This window comes from Collinsella aerofaciens, from assembly GCF_028209395.1.
GTDB lineage: Bacteria > Actinomycetota > Coriobacteriia > Coriobacteriales > Coriobacteriaceae > Collinsella > Collinsella aerofaciens_AZ.
Genome location: NZ_JAQLDQ010000001.1, coordinates 259,457 through 279,705, shown reverse-complemented (window position 1 = coordinate 279,705; position 20,249 = coordinate 259,457). Strand labels below are relative to the sequence as shown.

The 20,249-nt window shown below is 60.0% G+C and carries 17 protein-coding genes and 1 riboswitch; of the genes, 9 read left to right on the top strand and 8 right to left on the bottom strand.

The window, feature by feature from the left end; translation table 11 throughout:
• Positions 1-50 precede the first annotated feature (50 nt).
• From PMW67_RS01145 to PMW67_RS01130, 4 genes are all read right to left on the bottom strand, one after another.
• Positions 51-1,385, bottom strand: coding sequence for a uracil-xanthine permease family protein (locus tag PMW67_RS01145; RefSeq protein ID WP_271738562.1), 1,335 nt, complete (start codon positions 1,383-1,385; stop codon positions 51-53).
• 122 nt (positions 1,386-1,507) lie between these two features.
• Positions 1,508-2,641 carry a 5-methyltetrahydropteroyltriglutamate--homocysteine S-methyltransferase gene (locus PMW67_RS01140; RefSeq protein WP_271738561.1) on the bottom strand — a complete coding sequence of 378 codons (1,134 nt, stop codon included), beginning with the start codon at positions 2,639-2,641 and terminating at the stop codon, positions 1,508-1,510.
• A gap of 155 nt (positions 2,642-2,796) precedes the next feature.
• Positions 2,797-3,693 carry a LysR family transcriptional regulator gene (locus PMW67_RS01135; RefSeq protein WP_271738560.1) on the bottom strand — a complete coding sequence of 299 codons (897 nt, stop codon included), beginning with the start codon at positions 3,691-3,693 and terminating at the stop codon, positions 2,797-2,799.
• Positions 3,694-3,703: 10 nt separating this feature from the next.
• Positions 3,704-4,612 carry an HAD-IIB family hydrolase gene (locus PMW67_RS01130; RefSeq protein WP_158549063.1) on the bottom strand — a complete coding sequence of 303 codons (909 nt, stop codon included), beginning with the start codon at positions 4,610-4,612 and terminating at the stop codon, positions 3,704-3,706.
• A gap of 163 nt (positions 4,613-4,775) precedes the next feature.
• Positions 4,776-4,886: riboswitch (TPP riboswitch) on the top strand.
• A 51-nt stretch (positions 4,887-4,937) separates the two neighbouring features.
• Between PMW67_RS01130 and thiM the strand changes: the two genes are divergently transcribed.
• The 3 genes from thiM to PMW67_RS01115 are packed head-to-tail and all read left to right on the top strand — an operon-like array spanning position 4,938 to position 6,814.
• Positions 4,938-5,777, top strand: coding sequence for a hydroxyethylthiazole kinase (gene thiM, locus PMW67_RS01125; RefSeq protein ID WP_271738559.1), 840 nt, complete (start codon positions 4,938-4,940; stop codon positions 5,775-5,777).
• Between the two features lie 3 nt (positions 5,778-5,780).
• Positions 5,781-6,122, top strand: a complete 342-nt coding sequence (locus tag PMW67_RS01120) for a thiamine-binding protein (RefSeq protein WP_225093307.1) — start codon at positions 5,781-5,783, stop codon at positions 6,120-6,122.
• Positions 6,119-6,814: a thiamine phosphate synthase gene (locus PMW67_RS01115; protein WP_117736476.1), complete on the top strand. Its 696-nt coding sequence runs from the start codon at positions 6,119-6,121 to the stop codon at positions 6,812-6,814. The genes PMW67_RS01120 and PMW67_RS01115 overlap by 4 nt, the downstream gene beginning before the upstream one ends.
• 236 nt (positions 6,815-7,050) lie before the next feature.
• Here PMW67_RS01115 and PMW67_RS01110 read toward each other — a convergent pair whose 3' ends face one another.
• Positions 7,051-7,920, bottom strand: coding sequence for a patatin-like phospholipase family protein (locus PMW67_RS01110; RefSeq protein WP_271738558.1), 870 nt, complete (start codon positions 7,918-7,920; stop codon positions 7,051-7,053).
• Between the two features lie 324 nt (positions 7,921-8,244).
• Between PMW67_RS01110 and PMW67_RS01105 the strand changes: the two genes are divergently transcribed.
• Positions 8,245-10,962, top strand: coding sequence for a bifunctional diguanylate cyclase/phosphodiesterase (locus PMW67_RS01105; RefSeq protein WP_271738557.1), 2,718 nt, complete (start codon positions 8,245-8,247; stop codon positions 10,960-10,962).
• A 125-nt stretch (positions 10,963-11,087) separates the two neighbouring features.
• Positions 11,088-12,620 (top strand): diguanylate cyclase domain-containing protein, encoded by a 1,533-nt coding sequence (locus PMW67_RS01100; RefSeq protein WP_271738556.1) that lies wholly within the window; start codon positions 11,088-11,090, stop codon positions 12,618-12,620.
• Positions 12,621-12,906: 286 nt separating this feature from the next.
• Here PMW67_RS01100 and PMW67_RS01095 read toward each other — a convergent pair whose 3' ends face one another.
• Positions 12,907-13,227, bottom strand: coding sequence for a DUF3784 domain-containing protein (locus PMW67_RS01095; RefSeq protein ID WP_117635527.1), 321 nt, complete (start codon positions 13,225-13,227; stop codon positions 12,907-12,909).
• Between the two features lie 404 nt (positions 13,228-13,631).
• Here PMW67_RS01095 and PMW67_RS01090 point away from each other — a divergent pair, with 404 nt between their 5' ends.
• The 4 genes from PMW67_RS01090 (at position 13,632) to PMW67_RS01075 (ending at position 16,530) form a co-directional block, all read left to right on the top strand.
• Complete coding sequence (locus tag PMW67_RS01090) at positions 13,632-14,255, top strand: flavodoxin family protein (RefSeq protein ID WP_117640601.1); 624 nt, start codon at positions 13,632-13,634, stop codon at positions 14,253-14,255.
• A 17-nt stretch (positions 14,256-14,272) separates the two neighbouring features.
• The gene (locus tag PMW67_RS01085; RefSeq protein WP_022093957.1) at positions 14,273-14,614 is read left to right on the top strand and encodes an arsenate reductase family protein; all 342 of its coding nucleotides are present in this window, start codon (positions 14,273-14,275) and stop codon (positions 14,612-14,614) included.
• A gap of 86 nt (positions 14,615-14,700) precedes the next feature.
• Positions 14,701-15,831: a GTP-binding protein gene (locus PMW67_RS01080; protein WP_271738555.1), complete on the top strand. Its 1,131-nt coding sequence runs from the start codon at positions 14,701-14,703 to the stop codon at positions 15,829-15,831.
• A gap of 99 nt (positions 15,832-15,930) precedes the next feature.
• The gene (locus PMW67_RS01075; protein ID WP_271738554.1) at positions 15,931-16,530 is read left to right on the top strand and encodes a tRNA (cytidine(34)-2'-O)-methyltransferase; all 600 of its coding nucleotides are present in this window, start codon (positions 15,931-15,933) and stop codon (positions 16,528-16,530) included.
• Positions 16,531-16,559: 29 nt separating this feature from the next.
• Here the strand turns inward: PMW67_RS01075 and PMW67_RS01070 are convergent, their stop codons facing one another.
• Both PMW67_RS01070 and PMW67_RS01065 read right to left on the bottom strand, forming a co-directional pair.
• On the bottom strand, positions 16,560-19,052 hold the full coding sequence (locus PMW67_RS01070) for an excinuclease ABC subunit UvrA (RefSeq protein ID WP_271738553.1): 2,493 nt from the start codon (positions 19,050-19,052) through the stop codon (positions 16,560-16,562).
• 51 nt (positions 19,053-19,103) lie between these two features.
• Positions 19,104-20,222 carry an AAA family ATPase gene (locus PMW67_RS01065; protein WP_271738552.1) on the bottom strand — a complete coding sequence of 373 codons (1,119 nt, stop codon included), beginning with the start codon at positions 20,220-20,222 and terminating at the stop codon, positions 19,104-19,106.
• Positions 20,223-20,249: the final 27 nt, after the last annotated feature.

Here is a 20,249-nt window from a genome sequence, read left to right as displayed (position 1 = left end):
ATGCGCATCGGACGCATGGCCGGCTTTTTTAACTGATTTGGACACAGCCGCTATTCGGTGGACTCCTCGAGCTCGGAGACATCAAACTCAAAGTCGTTACCCGGCAGAATCGCGTTGAGCACGATACCCACCAGCGAGCCCACGGCAAGGCCGGAAAGCGAAATCGTCACGCCGCCCAGCTCCAGCACGATGGCACCGGCGGTGCTATAGGCAATGCCGAGCGAAAGCACGAGCACCAGAGCTGCCACCAGCACGTTGCGGTTGTTCTGGAAATCGACCTGGTTTTCGATAAGGTTGCGTACGCCCACGGCACTGATCATGCCATAGAGCACGAGCGACACGCCGCCGATTACACACGCCGGCATGGCCGCAATGACGGCCGCGAACTTGGGGCAGAACGAAAGCACGATGGCGCAGCACGCGGCAATGCGAATCACGCGCGGGTCGAACACACGCGTCAGAGCAAGCACGCCGGTGTTCTCGCCATAGGTAGTGTTGGCCGGAGCACCAAAGAGCGAAGCCAGAATCGTGGCAAGGCCATCGCCGAGCAGCGTGCGATGCAGGCCGGGATCGGCGATGTAGTTACGCTCGCAAGTGGAGCCAATAGCGGAGATATCACCGATATGCTCGATCATGGTTGCGAAGGCCAGCGGCATGATAGTGATGATGGCCGTCGTGGCGAGGCCGCTATCAAACTGCGGCCCAAAGAGTGCAAACACTGTGTTGTCCCACACGACGGGCAAGCCAACCCAGGGAGCGGCGGCAACGCCCGAAAAATCGACCTCGCCCAGCGCGGCCGCAACGGCATAGCTCACCACAACGCCCAGCAGAATCGGCACGATCTTGACCATGCCGCGGCCCCAAATGTTGCAGATGATGATCACGGCAACGGCAATAGCAGCAACAAACCAGCTGGTCTGGCAGTTAGCAATGGCAGAGCTTGCCAGGATCAAGCCGATGGAAATGACGATGGGGCCAGTCACCACCGGCGGGAAGAAACGCATGACACGCTTGGCGCCAAAGGCGCGGAACAGGGCCGCAAGCACCGGATAGAGCAGGCCGGCACAAGCTACGCCCAGGCAAGCGTAGGGCAAAAGCTCAGCCTCGCCGTTGGGCGCAATGGCGGCATAACCCGCGATAAAGGCAAACGAGGAGCCCAGGAACGCGGGCACCTTACCGCGCGATAGAAAATGAAACAGCAGCGTGCCGATGCCGGCGAACAGAAGCGTCGCCGAAACGGAAAGGCCGGTGAGCACGGGCACGAGCACCGTGGCTCCGAACATCGCAAACATGTGTTGCAAACCCAACACAAACATGCGCGGGCGGCCGAGCGACGATGCATCGTAGATGGCATCGGTGACGGCGGGCGTCGAAGACTGGGACATGGAAGTCCTTTCGAATGGAAGGGCGATCAGGCATATCGGATAACCTGCCCGAACGATACGATCCGAACCATTGTACGCGATATGCAATACCTCGCACGCGCCGCCACCTGCAAACGCTAGCGCTATTTCCAAACGCGCTCGGCAATACGCCTGACCAGCGCAATCTTTGCCCACTGCTCGTCCTCGGTCAGCTTATTGCCAATCTCGCAGCTGGCAAAGCCACACTGCGGAGACAGATACAGGTTCTCGAGCGGCACGTACTTTGCCGCCTCGCGGATGCGCTCGACGATAACATCCTCGTTCTCGAGCTCTGCCGCCTTGGTGGTCACCAAGCCCAGCACGACCTTCTTGCCGGGAGCAACGTACTTGAGCGGCTCAAAACCACCGGCGCGGGGCGTGTCGAACTCCAGATAGAACGCGTCAACGTCCTCATGCGCAAACAGGTACGGCGCGATGGGGTCGTAGCCGCCCTCAAAAGCGTAGGTGGAGTGGTAGTTGCCGCGGCATACATGCGTGTTGATAACCAGATCGTCGGGCTTGCCCTCGATGGCGGCATTGTTGAGCGCCACGCCCAGCTCGCTTACCTTTTGCAGGTCGACCGGGCTCATGCCGGTTTTGGCAACAAAATCGGTATCGCAGTAGATGCCCCAGGTGCAGTCATCAAACTGGATGTTGCGGCAGCCCGCGGCATACAGGTCAGCAATCACGGTGCGGTATGCTGCGGCAATGGCACCGACGAGCTCTTCGTCGGTCTTGTAGACGGCGTGCAGACTCTCCTGCTGGCCATCGCAGCGGTCGAGTGTGACTTCGGAGAACGTCTGGATCGGCGCCGGAATGGTCTGGCGCGCGACCTGGCCCTCTCCCTCGAGCGACTTGATAAATTTGAAGTGCTCGACGAACGGATGATTCTCGCCGCTAATGGGACCGGTTACCACGGCGGTGTCGGCGGTAGTCTCCTCATCGTGGAACATGTAGCCCGTGCGCGAGGCGCGGCGCTCAATGCCGTTGAGGCCCCACATAAAATCGAGGTGCCAGTAGCTGCGGCGGAACTCGCCATCGGTAATCACCTGCAGGCCGGCAGCCTTCTGCTTGGCCACTAAGTCGCGGATGGCCTCGTCCTCGACGGCCTTAAGGCCGGAAGCGTCGAGTTTACCCGCGACATAGGCGGCACGGGCGTCCTTTACAGCCTGCGGACGAAGAAAACTGCCGACGATATCGGCACGAAACGGCGCGTTCGGTTGAATCGAAGTGCTCATAGATATCTCCCTTTGCATTGGTTGCTTTACTGGGACAGAGTATGAGCGCTCATATGGACATCGTAAAATATATGTTTATAACAGTTTGATATAGATGCTTCCTATATCAGTTTGGACTGCCATAAAGAGATTTGACCCGTGCAGAACGCAGCAGTCTAGATGTGCTGACGAATCGCTTCGATATAGGCCTGCCCGTAGCGCGTAAGTGTCGTGTTCTTGCGCGTGATGATGCCGATCTCCATGTACTCGTCTACATCGAGCGGAATGGAGATAATGCCGGGGCCGTTAAGTTCATGGCTGATCACGCCCGAACAAACCGTGTAGCCGTTAAGGCCCATGGCCAGATTGAACAACGTCGCACGGTCGCGCACGCGGATATTCTTGCGGCGCTCAAAGGTCGAGGTCAGCTCCTCGGAATAGTAAAACGAGTTGTAGCTGCCCTGCTCATAGGACAGGAACGGGTAGTCCTCGAGATCTTCGAGCGTCACGCTGGCGTGGTCCGCCAGTGGATGGTCGGCGCATACAAAGACATGTGGCGTGGCGCAGAAGAGCCCCTCGAATACGAGTTCGTTGGCGGCGAGCATGCGCTCGATGACCTCGCGGTTATGCTCGGATAAGTACAGGATGCCCAGTTCACTTTTCATATGCGCGACGTCCTCGATAATCTCGTGAGTCTGTTCCTCGCGCAGAGTAAAGTCGTAACGCGCGGCATCGAACTCGCGGATCACGTCAACAAACGCGTTAACGGCAAAGGAATAATGCTGACAGCTCACACTAAAATGCGGCACCTGCTCGGATGCGCTCTTGTACTTACCCTCGAGCAAATCGGCCTGGTCGAGCACTTGGCGCGCGTAGCCCAAGAAGGTCTCGCCCTCCTCGGACACAATGACGCCCTTGTTGGTGCGCTCAAAGATGTGTACACCCATCTCGTTTTCGAGATCGCGAATTGACGCGGTAATCGAAGGCTGCGACACAAAGAGCCGGCGCGAGGCCTCGGTGATGCTGCCGCATTCGGCAACTTTGACGACATATCTGAGCTGCTGGAGCTTCATGGCTTTCTCCCTAGACGTTCGTGACGTCGAAACCCGTCGCGTCCATCTGACGCATAAACGACGGCATCTCCCCCGTCGCGGCGCAGGCGGCAATCTGATGCAGAGCCCCGGCAACCGCATCATCTGCCGCAGCGCCGATATGCCAGCGCGCGGCAGCCGTGACGGCCTCGTTGGCATTGGCGACTGCAACGGAATTGGGAACGGCATCGATCATGGGCAAATCGTTATCGGAATCGCCGAATACGGCCACCTCGTCGGGCGTCAGGCCCAAAGCGCGCGCCAGCTCCAGCGCAGCACAGCCCTTGTCCCAGCCGGTCGGAAGAACGTCGAACAGGCGCACGCGGTTGTTGGGAAACACGAGCGAGAGCTCCGGCACCTCGGCGGCAACACGCTCGCGCAGCTCGGCGAGCTCCTCGCGCGAACGGGCACTCCAGATATTCGCCTTGTATACCGGGGCATCGTCAACGACAGGGCGACAGGGAGCCTCTTCGCCCTTGAGCCACGCGTTGCCGCCTGACTCCATGGCGCGACGCACACGCTCGGGATCGCTTGTCACGCAATAGGCGTCGTTGTCCCAAAAGTCATCACCCAGACGGTAGACCTTCAAATAGGTATCGTCGGTCTCTTGCTCCAGGTAGTCGGCCAGGCGCATAAGGGCATCGTTATCAGTTGCGCGCGAGGCAACCGCCTCGCCATCGACAAACATCACCTGGCCGTTGCAAAACGCACCGGTCGAGAAGCACTCGGAGCGATTGCGGAACATCCAGCTCATCGCGGACGGCTGGCGACCCGAAACCGGGCCAAAATGCAGGCCCGCCGCCTGCATGGCATGAATGCCCTCGATGGCGCAGTCGCTGGCGCCATCGTGTCCAGCAGGAATCAGCGTATCGTCCATATCGGTCAGCACAAGTTTGATCATAAGGTCCCCTCGGTCATTCTTTATCCCGTCTATTGTAACGACCTGCCAATAAGGGACAGGTTTATCTTGGCAGGTTTTATCTGGGAAAATGCAGCGCCCCTGTTGCCACCTGCCAAAATAAACCTGTCCCATATTGGCAGGTGCGCTAGTATAGGGAACAACAGATTCGATGCGGGAGTGCCGGCGGTGCAAACCACAAGGCTGAGAGGGCATAGGGCCCAATCCTTTGAACCTGTCAGTTAATGCTGGCGTAGGGAGCATGCCGCCTTTACAGGGGCGCTGTCTATGCACAGCGCCCCTTTTCTATGCCAAGGAGGCATGTGCAGTGATTGATTCGGAACAGCTTAAGCAACATATGGTCAAGGCCGTAGAGGAGATTCGAGCCACCAATCCGATGGCCGGCTCCATCACCAACACGGTGACGATCGACTTTGTCGCCAACGCGCAGCTCGCCGTGGGCGGTTCGGCCGCCATGGTCTATCTGCCCGACGAGGGCGAGGCGCTCGTTGCCGGCGGCGGCGCCATCTATCTCAACATGGGCACGCTCTTCCCCATCTACGAGCAGACGATTCCCCGCGCGGCCAAGGCGGCACACGACGCCGGCAAGCCCTGGGTGCTCGATCCGGTGGGTCTGGGCATCGGTAGCCTGCGCACCCAGCTGGTAAACGAGCTCAAGCAGTACAAGCCCGCCATCGTACGCGGCAACGCCTCCGAGATCATCGCACTCTCCGGCCTGTGGGGTCTTGAGGGCGAGTCGGCCGATCTGAGCCGCGTACGTGGCGTCGATACCACCGACACGGTCGACGCCGCTCGCGGCGCCGCCGTGGCGCTCGCCCGCTACACCGGTGGCGCCGTGGTAGTCTCGGGCGAGGTCGACCTGATCACCGACGGCACGACCGTGGCCAAGTCCCACGGCGGCAGCCCGCTCATGTCCAAGATCACCGGCTGCGGCTGCTCGCAGGGCGGCGTGCTGGCCGTGTACGCCTGCGCCGCCGACCCGTTTACGGCAGCCATCTGCGGCACCGCCGTCTACAACGTTGCCGGCACGCGTGCCGCCGCGCTCGCCGACGCCCCGGCAAGCTTTAAGGTCGCCTTTATCGACGAGCTCTACCGCGCAACCGCCCGGGACATTGCCGACAACCAACTCGAGCTCGAGGAGGCATAAGCCATGTCCGAGCCCGCAACCAATGCCGGCATGAACACCCTGGTCGCCGTGGCCATCGCCCCGTGCGGCACCGGTGACGAGCTATCCGCCGAGGTCGCCGAGGTCGTGCGCGTCATTCGCGAGAGCGGCCTTCCTAATCGCACCACCTCGATGTTCACCGAGATCGAGGGCGACTGGGACGAGGTCATGCAGGTCGTGCGCGACGCAACCTTTGTGTTGGCGAGCAAAGGTATCCGTACCGAAGTCGTGCTCAAAGCCGATATTCGCCCCGGTTTTACCGATACCATGACCGGCAAACTCGAGCGCATGGAAGCTCAGATCAAAAAGCAGGAGGAAGCACGATGAGCATCCGCGACAACCTTGATATCTCTGCCTATCTGGTACTCGGCCCCGAAAACACCCTCGGACGCCCCGTGGGCGATGTGGTGGCCCAGGCACTCGACGCCGGCTTTACCTGCATCCAAGTGCGCTCCAAGGTGGCAAGCGCCCGCGAGATCATCGCACTGACGGGCGATGCCGCGCAGGCCATCGCCCAGGCCGGCAAAACCGGGCAGGTCGCGCTGCTGATCGACGACCGCCTTGACTGCGTACTTGCCGCACGCGAGCAGGGCATCGCCGTCGACGGCGTGCACGTGGGCCAGAGCGATATCCCCGTCGAGGTCTGCCGCAAGCTGCTGGGTCCCGATGCCATCGTGGGCCTTTCCGCCCGCTGCGAGGAGATGCTCGAGTACGTCAAGACCGCCGATATGAGCCTGGTCGATTACCTGGGCGTGGGCCCGCTTCACGAGACCGAGACCAAGCGCGACTGCGGACGCGCGGCAGATGGCTCCATCATCACCAAGAGCTTTGAGGACCTGGCTGCCCTCCATGCAGCAAGCCCCGTGCCCATCGTGGTGGGCGGCGGCGTCAAAACGGCCGATCTGCCGCAGCTCAAGACTACCGGCGTCGACGGCTTCTTTGTGGTGAGCGCCGTCTGCAGTGCCGACGACCCCTACGCCGCAGCCAAGGAGCTCGTCGACACCTGGCAGCAGGCATAAGCCTAGACCGAGCAGTTGCTCCGCAGTCCCATATCTTCAATAGCGGAAAGCGCATCCCAGTTTGGACGTCCATTCTGGGATGCGCTTTCCGCATGAAGCTCCGTTGGGAAACCGCATCCCGTTCTAGGCGCAGATTCTGGGACGCCGTTTCCAAAACCCGCCGTCCGGGAAACTGCATCCCGTTTTGAGCGCAAATTCTGGGATGCGCTTTCCGCCGACGACCGCGACCGCGGCCCCTACCCTGCCAGATACGCTTCCAGCGCGGGCAACGTCGCCTCCGCATCGCGGCGGCCGATCTGGTAGATGCGCTCGAGTTCCTCGGGCTCGCGGCACAGCGACGGCACCTTCACCGATTCGCTCGGCCGCACCACAAAGATCTCGCCAGCGGCTTCGCGACGCGCCAGGTCATCGAGCGTGGCATTGTAGACCTCGTGCCGATGCTCAAGCGCCGCAACAAACTCCGGATAGTGACGATACACGCGACGCAGCATAGGCATCACGCTATTGGGCTGCTTTACAAAGCCTGCCGGCTGCGTCAGCACCACCACGTTGCGATCATAGCCCTGCGCAAACAGCCAAGCGCTGGGAATGGAATCGGCAACACCGCCATCCAAGTACTTACGACCCTCGATGGCAACAGGACGCGTCGCCACGGGAATCGCCGACGACGCCCGAATCCACTCGATATCGCGCTCGTCGCCATACGGCAGATCGTGATAGACGGCCTTGCCCGTCTCGATATCGGTACACACGCACGTAAATCGCATGGGGCAGGCGCGATACGCCTCCAAGTCGATGGGATCGCGCTCGATAGGCACCTCGTGATAGGCAAAATCGGCATTGAACATATCGCCGGTTCGCAGCCAGCTGGTCACGCTCGCATAGCGCTTGTCAGCGCAATAGGCCTTGTTGTAGCGAATGGCGCGGCCGATCTGGCGCGATTTAAAGTTGTAGCCAAACGCCGCGCCCGCCGAGACACCCACCATATGGTCGCAGGTTAAGCCGTGCTCCATCCATACGTCGAGCACGCCCGCCGTATACATACCGCGGTAGCCGCCTCCCTCGAGCGCAAGCCCCACCGTGCGCGTCGTGTCTGGCTGTGCCATGCGACCATCTCCGTTCCCGTGTTTTAAAGCGGAACAAGTATACCCGCCAACATATATCGACTCAGTCGCATTTATATCGAGCATCGCATCGTCACGCTACCGATTGGCGAATAATAGCCGCCCGCGGCAGGGGCACCCATATACAATCCTCTATTGTTGTTTATACTACTCAATAGTTATCAGCAGCGAACACGGACCGACATATTAAACCAGCGACGCAGCAAGGCGGGGGCCTGGATACACGCAAAGCGTTGAGCAGCAACGCGTGTGTACAACGAGCTCGCCCGACGCAATACACCCCGACCTCAGGAAGCCGCTTACAGCATGGATATCGCCAGCAATTACACCGAGACGCTCGAAAAGACCATCCGTGACCTTCTCGAGCGTCAGGACGATCTGATCAGGACTGCCTTTACCGACGAGCTCACCGGTCTTGGCAACCGCGGCGGCTTTACCCGTTCCCTCGAGGAAATCTGGGAGCAGGAATTGCCCGTAACCATGGCGTTTATCGACATCGATAACCTTAAGCACTGCAACGACATCTTTGGACACGACGAGGGCAACCGCTATATCTTGCAGGTGAGCCTCTATCTCAAGCTGTATATGAAGGTGGATGAGGCGGCATTTCGCCTGGGAGGCGACGAGTTTGCCATCCTGTCCACAATCGCGACCGAGGATGACCTTGCCGAACGTCTGGAGCACTGTCGAGAGGTCCTGCTCAAAAATAACGATTCCGAGATGCCTCACTCATTTAGCTACGGAGTGTCACACGCCGACCCCGCCCTGGGCGAAGCCTCCAATCGCATGACGCTCGATGCCGACCATCGCATGTACGACTACAAGCTGCGCCATGCCGTGCACCTTGATCGACGCAATATCACGCAAGTCCACGCCGACGATTTCGAAGTTAGCGATCGCATTTTCGACGCCCTTTCGATGCTCAACGAAGGCCGCTATTTCTTTATCGAGAACCTGGACAAACATCGCACCCTTTGGTCACAAGGCGCTATGCGCGATCTTGGCCTTCCTTCGGAGCATATAGACAACTGCCACGATTACTGGAAAACGCGCGTCCATCCCGATGACCTCGAGGCCTATAGCGACGATATCGACCAGATCTATAACGGCTCCAAGCACCGTCGCGTCATGCAATACCGCGTGCGCAACGCCACCGGCGACTACGTTCTCTGCCGTGCTCGCGGGTTTCGTATCGACGGCGACGGAAATGTCCCCTCGCTCTATGTTGGCGAGCTCGTCAACCACTCGCTTGCCGAGACCGTCGACGCCGCCACGGGCCTTGGAACGCAGCGCATGTTGCTCAACGCTATCGATGCCTGCCGTCGCGACTGTTGCGAGACGGGGCTTATAGCGGTGCGCGTTCGCGGCACGACAAAGCTCAACGAGCTTTACGGAGCCGAGGCTGTCGACAACATGCTCGCCGAATACGCAGGCCGCATGTTGTCGATCACCCGTGGCAGGAGTCGCGTCTACCGCTCACGAAGCGTCCAGTTTGTCGTGCTCAGTAACGATTTGGACCATGAGGCATTCGAGCAACTGGTCCATCATATAAAAGAGGCCGTTTTCGCTCCCGTTCGAATCGCGGGCGATACCATTACTCCCGTCTGTCTTGTCGTCCCGGCCTTCTACGAGCGCCTAGCCAACCAAGCGACCGCCGTTTTAGGCGAACTCGACCGTCGCCTTCGCACGGCCGGCGGACTTGTTCCCAACGACAGCCTCCCCATACCCGAGATAGAGCGCAAAAGCGCCATCGCCGAACGCATCGATACGCTCACAGGCCTCTGTCGACCCAGCGAGTTTATGCGACGCGCCAACGCATTTCTCCAGACAAGGCGTGACGGCGCCTGGTGCATCGCCACCGTCGACATGGGACACATGCGACTGTTCAACGAATGGCACGGACAGGCCGAGGGCGACCGCATGCTCGCCGACGTGGGCACGGTCCTCAAGGACATCGAGAATGCCGACATGGGCGTCGCAGGGTACTGGGGCCAAGACGACTTTTGCATACTCATCCCCTTTGAACACGACACCGTCCATCAGATTTATAGCCGCGTTCGCCAGGCCGTGGCCAAGTATGATGACGGCGTGGGCTTCTGGCCGTCCATGGGCGTCTACCCCATCGACTCCAACGAGGAAATCACCATCGATGCGCAGGCCAAGGCTATGTTTACCAATCGGCGCGCAAAAAACGACTTTAAGGAGCGCATTGCCGTTTTCCGCCCCGAGGAGTACGAACGCGAAATCGCGTTCCACCGCACGCTGACCGAATTCCAATATGCGCTCTCAAACGGCCGCATTACCTACTACCTGCAGCCCCAGGTCGACATGGAAACCGGCGAGATCATTGGCGCCGAGGCGCTCACGCGCTGGATCGACAAGGATGGTTCCCTCATTTCACCCGTCACCTTTATCCCCGCTCTCGAGGAAAGCGGTTTTGTGGTGACACTCGACAAATACGTTTGGCAGGGCGTTGCCCTGTGGCTGCGCAAGCGCATCGATCGAGGGCTGCGCGTGGTTCCGATCTCGCTCAACGTGTCGCGCGTGGATATTCTTACCTGCGACGTTGCCGAACACATGGGGGCACTCGCCGCCCAATACAACCTGCCGCCCGAGCTCATGCGCATCGAGATCACCGAGACGGCTTATACGGGAGAGTCCGAAGCTGTGGATAAGCTGACGGCCGACCTGCACAACCGCGGCTTCTCGACCTACATGGACGATTTTGGCACCGGCCAGTCCACGCTCGCGATGCTCAAGAACGTCAACGTCGATGTCATTAAGCTCGACCGCACGTTTGTGCCCGTCGACGGCGATCAAGACCGCAGTGCGCAAATCATTTCATCAATGCTCGAGATGGCGCAGTCGCTCCATCTGCCCGTGGTGATCGAAGGCATCGAGACAGACGAGCAGGCGAACATGCTGCTCCAAATGGGCGCCCGCTACGCTCAGGGCTTCCTCTACTACCGCCCCATGCCGGCGGAGGATTTTGAAGCATTGCTCGACGGTGGCGACAACAACTGATACGCTCGCGCGCAAAACGCCACCGTCGAGGGAGCGTTTGTTCCCATGAGCTAACTAATACCCCAATCTAAACCAAATTGGGAGTAAGATACAAACCATTGTTCCATCCAAGGAGGTCATCCATCATGAACGAGTCGTATCGCCTGGGCGAGCAATCAATCATCGCTCATCTTCAGCGACTTGCGAACGGGGCCTCAACCACCGAGCTCGATGTTGCCGCGCTGCCCCCGGAGCTGCGTGCCATCGGCGAGCAACTGCAGAAAACGCTCGCCATCCTGCAACAAGAACGCGAGCTGCTTGAGCACGGCGCCTATATCGACTCGCTCACCAGTCTTGGCAACCGTGGCGGACTCGACCGCCATGTCGATCAGCTCTGGCGCAAAGGCACCCCCTTCACCTGCGCCTATATCGATATCGACCGCCTTAAGCATTGCAACGATAAGTTTGGCCACGCCGAGGGCAATCGCTACATTCTGAGCATCTGCCGCGCACTCACCGAGACAATGGAGCACGATGAGTTGCTGTTCCGTATCGGTGGAGACGAATTTGTACTTATATCCCCCACGACAGACGAAGCCGAGCTCGAGCAGCGCCTGGAGCGGACGCGTGCCAATCTTATCGAGGCAACATCGGACGGCAAGGCGCCCATGATCGCCAGCTTTAGCTTTGGCTGCTCGCGCGTCGACCCGCTTGCAGGCGATACGCGTCGCCAGATGACAAAGGACGCCGACCGCAAAATGTATCGCTACAAGCTCATGTACCGTGTGCAACAACCGGAAGAAGGCGATGCGCCGCAACGCCCGGTCACCGAACAACCCCCCCCCTGCAACGACCGAGTGTTCCAAGCGATCTCCATGAGCTCCGAGACACGCTATCCGTTCATCATTAACCTCGACACCGGCGAATCGCAATGGTCGGTTAATGCCGTGCGCGATTTTGACCTACCCTCCCAGCATCCCTACAACTCGCTCGATATATGGCTTGCCCGTGTTCACCCCGAGGACCGCGACAACGTACGTGCCGAGCTCGATATGGTGGTAAACGGCACGTGGCACTTCCACTGCATGCAGTATCGCGTCATGAATACCGCCGGAAAATACGCGCTTTGCGACTGCACAGGTTACCGCCTGGACGGCACCGATACCGAGCCCAACATGTATGTGGGCATTGTCACCAACCGAAGCTTGGCAGATACGACCGATTCCGTGACCGGTCTGGGCGATATCCACGCCCTGGTCAACGCCATTGGCGAGATGCGTCGCGTGGCACGAAACGCGGGCTTGATCGCCATTAAAATCGACGAAATCGCACAGGTCAATGCCCGCTTTGGCTTTGATGCAGGCGACCGCGTTTTGGCAGAAAGCGCCGCCTGCCTCATGGATTGCTCGCGCGGCAAGGGTCGTCTGTTCCGCTCGACCGGACCGATGTTCGTGGCGCTCTTTGACGACTTTGATCCCGAAGAGACCGACGCGGTTGCAGACGAAATCGAACGGTTCTTGGGATCGCCCGTGCTCCTCGGCTCATTTGAATATCAGCCGCCCCTTCGCGTGGCGACGCTTCATCTGGACGCCGTCGACCGACAGCCCGTTTCCATTTTGAACGAACTTAATGCGCTGATTAAAGAGGCGCCACAGGTACCGGGCACCAAGCTGGACTAGCGTTATGGGGCGCATGATGGTTAATTTCCGATCTCGGGCGAACACATTGGGCAAATAGGCCGTACCCGCAGTTAGCCGAACGCCCCCCCCGCAGTCCCTAGCGGGCCCGGGGGCACCGTTTCGATACTCTTGGTTTACTTTGCCTGATGCAAATAAGTGCTCAACAAGATAGAACCTATCCCCCGCCACGGATATGCCCTCGAGTAAATCTGTTAAGCCAAGCCTATCAAATTCTATTGACAATTGGCTGCATTGGTCCATTTTGTCGTCCAGCCACTTCCGCTGGCTATCGCCTCATAAACACAAACCTAACGAGCCGCACGAACGACAAAGAGGCCAAGCTGAACAGAAGTAGAACCAAAACTTCAAAAACGCTGGTATTCCAATCGCGTACCCAGCCCTCTACCGCCCACAAGAAAAACAGCAGCCCCATCCATAACGTCACAGAAGAAATCAGCTTTGCGTAGGGGCGTATATCAATCTCGCTCTCCCTTTTTGTGACATCATATCCAGCAATTGAGCAGAGCCATCTTCCTCTTCGGTATTGGATTGAAAGGACAATCAAGGCAATCGAAGTCATCAAGCAAACAGCATCCTCTGTTTCCATAGAGTTTCCTTTGCTTTCCATCCTAGTTACGCATTCACAATCGAATCAAACCAAGTATGAATTACTCGATAGCAACCGCCTTAGTATAAACCATAGCCGCCGCAGCAGCCCGCCTTCTAAGACCTCAGAGTTCGCCATCGAAGGCGACCTGCCCAGACTCCTCACAATCGGCTTGCATGAGGCCCCGAGCTCCAACATACTCTGGACCGTGTCCCTCTCGTACCTGGTGAGCGAGCCCGCCGTTGGCCCTCGGGGCCGGCTTCCCGGCCCCGAGAAACACTCGGATGAAGCTACCGATCGAGACGGGGCGCATGATGGGCGGTCGCTGGAATCGCGCCCCACGCCATCTGCCCGCTCGTGCGATAATCCTCCGCAGAAGTCACCGACAGCAGAGGGAGTTTGTGATGAAGGTTCTTTTGGTCAATGGCAGCCCCAAGGCAAACGGCAACACCGACCGCGCACTCGCCGAGATTGCCGAGCAGCTCAACGCAGAGGGCATTGAGACGCAGGTGTTTCAGCTGGGCGCCAAGCCTATTCGCGATTGCATCGGGTGCGGCCAGTGCGGCAAGCTCGATTGCCGCTGCACCTTTGACGACGATATGGTCAACGAGCTGATTGCCGCTGCCGAGCAGGCAGACGGCTTTGTCTTTGGTTCGCCCGTCTACTACGCGCATCCCAGCGGACGCATCCTCTCTGCCCTCGACCGTGCATTCTATGCTGGCAGCAAGGCCTTTGCGCACAAGCCGGGCGCCGCTGTCGCCGTTGCCCGTCGCGGTGGCACGTCGACCACCTTCGATGTGCTCAACAAATACTTCACCATCAACCAGATGCCCGTGGTGGCATCCACCTACTGGAACAACGTCTTTGGCGCCATGCCGGGCGAGGCCGCCCAGGACGCCGAAGGCCTTGCCACCATGCGAAACATCGGCAAAAACATGGCCTGGCTCCTACGTTGCATCGAGGCGGGAAAGGCCGCCGGCATCGAAGCCCCCCAGGCCGATCGCGCTAGGACCAACTTCATCAGGTAGAACGGCGGAACATAGATATGAATATTCAAATTTTCGGGACTAAGAAGTCCTTCGATACCAAGAAGGCCCAGCGCTATTTTAAGGAGCGACGCATTAAGGTGCAGTTTATCGACCTTAAGGAAAAGGAGATGAGCAAGGGCGAGCTCACGAGCGTGATGCAGGCGGTCGGCGGCATCGACAAGCTGCTCAACCCCAAAGCCAAGGACGAGGAGACGCTCGCACTCATCCAGCACCTCACCCCCAGCCAGCGTTTCGATAAGCTGCTCGAGAACCAGCAGGTTCTGGCCGAGCCCATCGTACGCAACGGCAAGAAGGCCACCGTCGGCTATTGTCCCGATGTATGGGGAGCCTGGGAGTAGCCTGTGTTATTTGTCAGCGCGTGGGTATAAGAGCAGGCGTTTGGCATAAGATTCAACTGTAAGCCATGTCTAACAAAGGAGGGCACATGCCCAACAAACCCGTAAAGATCATCATGCTTACCGGATACCTCGGTGCCGGCAAGACTACACTGCTCAACCACATCCTCGCTAACGACGGCGGCATCCGCGCTGCCGTGATCGTCAACGATATCGGCGAGATCAACGTCGACGCCAGCCTCATCGCCGACGGCGGCCTTTCCGAGACCGACGACCTCATCCCGCTCACCAACGGCTGCATCTGCTGCACGCTTTCGGACGATCTTGCCAACCAGCTGCAGGGCATCGCCGATTCGGGCAACTTCGATTACATCATCATCGAGGCCTCGGGTATCTGCGAGCCTATCCCCATCGCCTACACCATCTCGAGCTTCTGCGACGAGGCCAAGGTGGGCGGCGAGCCCAAGCTCGCGCTCGACAACATCGTGGCCGTGGTCGACTGCGCCCGCATGTACGACGAGTTCAACGGCGGCCGCGACCTGCTGGCCGAGGATATCGACGAGGACGACATCGAGAGCCTGCTCATCCAGCAGATCGAGTTTTGCTCCACGCTGGTTCTTAATAAGACTGACACCGTCACCCCCGAGCAGATCGCAGAGCTCAAGGCCATTGTGCGCAGCCTGCAGAAGGACGCCGTGATCGTCGAAGCCCAAAACGGCGAGGTCCCCATGGAGGAGCTGCTCGACACCGGCCGCTTCGACTTTATGCGCGCCTACAACTCCGCCGCTTGGATCGAGGCCATGGAGCATCCCGAGGAGCACGACGACCCCGAGGTGCTCGAGTACGACATCGAGACCTTTGTGTACTCGCGCCGCAAGCCGTTTGACCTGCAGAAGTTCACCGATTTTGTTGAGCAGGAGTGGCCCGACGAGGTCATTCGCGTCAAGGGCCCGCTGTGGCAGACCGGCAATCCGGACATATGCTACATGTTTGAGCAGGCCGGCCACCAGATGCGCCTAATGGAGAACGGTCTGTTTGTCGATTCTGCGCCCGAGGGCGAGAAGCAGAAGATTATCGACGAGAACCCCGAGATCATGCAGATTTGGGACGACGAGACGGGCGACCGCATGACGAGCCTGTGCATCATCGGGCGTCACATGGACAAGGACGCGCTCATCGCCGCCCTCGATGCCTGCCTGACCGACTGGCACCGCGCCTAGGTTATCAAAGCGGGCGTTTTCCGCCCACGTAACCGCCTAACCACCACGAAGGTGCCTGTCCCCTTCGTGGTGGTTTTTCATTCTGAGCCAAGGAGATTCATGTTCAATATCGTGCTGTATGCACCCGAGATTCCGGCCAATACGGGCAATATCGGCCGCACCTGCGTGGTTACTGGCGCCCGCCTGCATCTGGTAGAGCCGCTGGGCTTTTCGCTCGACGACAAGACGGTGCGTCGCGCCGGCCTGGGCTACTGGCAAAACTTGGACGTGACGATCTATGCCGGCTGGGAGGATTTCCTTACGCGCAACGACCTCTCCCCTGCCGACGAGCGCCTGCATCTGCTGACCAAAAAGGCGCGCCGCACCTATGCGCAAAGCACCTACCGCGACGGTGACTATCTGGTCTTTGGCAGCGAGAGCTCGGGGATTCCCGAAGACCTGCTTGCTGCGGCGCCCGCGCGCTGCGAGCGCATCCCGATGCTGCGCGATTGCGACTCACTCGATAACGCCGAGGCTTGGGAAGCCCACGAGGAGGCGCTCGGACATACCGAGGACAGCCACGAAGCCATCCTTCGGCAGGATATCTGCGGCAACTTTATCGACCCGGCCGACTACCGCATTAGTGCACTCAACCTCTCCAACAGCGCCGCCATCGTCCTCTACGAGGCCCTGCGCCAGACAGACTTCCCGGGAATGTGACAAAGGGACAGTCCCTTTGTCACATTCGGCTAGAGGTAGCGGCCAGTGACGCTTGCGGAGCAGGCAGCGATGTCGCCCGGCGTACCGGTGCAGACGATTTGCCCGCCCGCGTCGCCGCCACCCGGACCCATGTCGATCACGTAATCGGCGTTACGGATAAGGTCGAGGTCGTGTTCGATCACGATAACCGTGGCGCCCTTGGCAACGAGTCCGTCAAACACACTCAGCAGCACCTGAACATCGAGCGGATGCAGGCCGATCGTGGGCTCGTCGAACACGAATACGGCATCGTCCTGCACGCGGCCCATCTCGCTTGCAAGCTTAAGTCGCTGCGCCTCGCCGCCCGAGAGCGCCGGCGTGGGCTCGCCAAGTGTCAGGTAGCCCAGACCCAGGCCATGCAAGGTCTGCAGGCGCGCCTGAACTTTCTTGAGTCCCACCGTGGCGTCGAGGGCCTCGTCCACACTCATGTCCATGAGCTGCGGCAACGTGAGCAGACTGCCGTCCTTGCCCTCGCGATGAATATGCGAGGCTGCGTCTGCATAACGCGAGCCACGGCATGCAGGACAGACAATCTCGACATCGGGCAAAAACTGCACGTCGAGCGATATCGAGCCCGTGCCATCGCACGTGGGGCAGCGCAAAGCGCCAGTGTTGTAGCTAAAGGCACCCGCCTTATACCCTGACGCCTTGGCCTCGGGCGTACGGGCGAAGGCGCGGCGCAGCTCATCATGGATGTCGGCATAGGTCGCTACCGTCGAGCGTACGTTGGCGCCGATGGGCGTGGCGTCAATCAGGTTGGCGCGCGCGATGCCCTCGGCATCGACCCAACGCACGTGCCTTGGCAGGCGCTCACCGGCTGCCTGTGCCTTGAGCGCCGGGATGAGCGTCTCGAGCACCAGTGTCGTCTTGCCCGAACCCGAAACACCCGTCACCGCGACAAGGCGGCCGCGCGGGATATCGACTTCGAGTGGTTTGACGGTATGGATGGCATCGGTCGCCATGCGGATATGGCCTAGGTCGAACATTTCGTCGTCAGCCACCTGCGGGCGCAGACGCTTGGGGTCCGAGCGCAAGAACGGCGCGATGCGGCTGCCCTGCGATTGTTCGACCTCGTCTACCGTACCGGCGGCGATTACATGGCCGCCGCCTGCTCCCGCAACGGGGCCCATCTCGACCAGATAGTCGGCTTCTGCCAGCACGCGCGTGTCGTGGTCGACAACAACCACGGTATTGCCGTCGACCACCAGATCGCGCATTACGCCTACCAAGCCGTCGACGTTCGCGGGATGTAAGCCAATCGAAGGCTCGTCCAGCACATACAGCACGCCCGTCGATCGGTTGCGGACCACGCGGGCAAGCTGTACGCGCTGGCGCTCACCCGTGGAGAGCGTGGCGCCGGCGCGGTCGAGCGAAAGGTAGTCGAGACCCAGATCGACCAGGCGACGGGCCGTGCTCAAAAACGAATCGCAGATATCCGTCGCCATGGGCTGCATCTCGGTCGGCAAGGATGCGGGCACTCCGCGCACCCACTCAATCGCCTCGCCCAGCGTCATGGCCGCCGCCTGCGCCAGATCGATACCGCGCACCTGGGGCTGGCGCGCGGCCTCGGAAAGACGCGTGCCTCCGCAATCGCGGCACGGTCCCTCGCGCAAAAAGCGCGCAACGCGCTTGAGCCCCTTATCGTCCTTAACCTTGGCGAGCGCATTCTCGACGGTATAGACGGCGTTGTAATAGGTAAAGTCGAGCGGCGTGGCGCCCTCGCCGTTTTTGGGAACGTAGAGAATGTGCTTCTTAACTGCTGGGCCATGGAACACGATGTCGCGCTCTTGAGGCGTGAGCTGGTTAAACGGCACGTCGGTACGCACGCCCATCTCGCCGGCCACCTGCTTCATCAGGTCCCACATGAGCGTGCCCCAGGGAAGCACCGCGCCCTCGTTGATGGTCTTTGACTCGTCGGGCACCAGGCTCGCCTCGTCCACCTCGCGCATGACGCCGGTGCCGCCGCAGGTAGAACACGCGCCGCCACTGTTAAAGGCAAGGTCCTCGGCACCCGGCGCATAGAACTCGCGGCCGCATGCGGGGCACGTGAGCGACAGGCCCGCGGCCACGTTAAGGCTCGGCTCCACACGCGTCCCGCAATGCGGGCACACGTGATGGGCGCAGCGGCTAAAGAGCAGGCGCAGGCTGTTGTTGAGCTCGGTCATGGTGCCAAAGGTCGAGCGCACGCCTGGCACACTAGGACGCTGATGCAATGCGAGTGCCGCCGGCACGTGCAGCACCTCGTCCACCTGAGCATGCTCTGCCTGTGTCAGCCGACGGCGGGTATAAGTGCTGAGCGCCTCCAGATAACGACGCGAGCCCTCGGCATACAGAACCCCCAGCGCCAGCGAGCTCTTGCCTGAACCCGACACGCCGGCAATGCCCACGAGCCTTCCCAGCGGAATATCGATATCGATGTCCTTGAGGTTATGGACGCGCGCACCACGTACCTCGATAGCACTCGGCTGTTGCGACACCGTCATCGCCCCCCTTCCTGTTGATCGAATGTGACAAAGGGACTGTCCCTTTGTCCTTTACTTGTGCCATAAAACACGATCTCGAATGTACTCGCCCAGCATGGGCACGGTAAACCGGACGAGACCGTATCCGGCAGCCTCGATGACGCGCTCGCGAATCAGGCTTGCGCGATATTTACTCGCCCAGCTCTGGGTACGGTCGCAGCGCTCAATGATATCCGCCATGCGCGTCGGCTTGTCCTCGTCAACCGCCATGGCCTCGATAAAGAGACGCTGTGGGGTGCGCAGCCCGTAATACAGAGGCGCGTCAACCGCTTCGTAGAACTCGGAGACGGCATCCGTATGGCCATCCTCGACATCACAGCTTTCGATGATCTGCGAGCCACGCCGGACAGCAGAGCGCCACATGTAATATCCCACCAGCTGGACCATGTAGGGATGCCCCATGCTCTTGCGCGCCGCAAGGTCCGCCGTCTCCGCATCAACGTAAAGACCGGCGTCCTTGACCGTCTGGACATATGAATCGCGCACCTTGGGCAAAGAAATCGCCCCCAGCGCACGCTGCTGAGCACGGCGCAAAAACGTCACGCTCGGCTCTTCGAGCAGGTCGTCAACCATACTGGGTAAGCCGGCGAACACCAGCGCAAGACCGCGCTGGTCGCTATCGGGCAAGCCCGTGGCATCCTGGTCTCCGAGCACCTGCTGATAGAGAACGGCAAGAGCCGCCAGTTCCTCGATAGACGCCGATTGTGCCTCGTCAATCGCAAACAGTATGCCCTTACCTGGACCGAGCTTCTTGAGGCGCTCGTTGACCAGCCCTCGCAGCGTCTCGCCTTTTGCCCGCGCCGCCTCGACCGACATCCGGCCAAACGACGGCCCAAACTCCATTGACGTCACAACGGGTTTATTCGAGCGAAGCGCGTCGGCCAAGCGGTCGCATAAGCCAAGCGAAGCGGAATCGGAGACAACCGCCCATCCGCGCTCATTGGCCAGACGTTGCAGCTCCCGCAGGAGAACCGTCTTGCCGCAGCCGCGGTTTCCCGTAATGAGCATGAGCCTGCCCGGCGCTCCGGCGCCGTTATCGAGCCCTTCCTCAAAATCTTCGATGACCGACTCGCGACCGATGAGCACCGGAGGCCGCTTACCTGCAGTTGGCTTAAAGGGGTTTGGATTCATGTCGGCCTCCTCGGATTGGCAAACGCT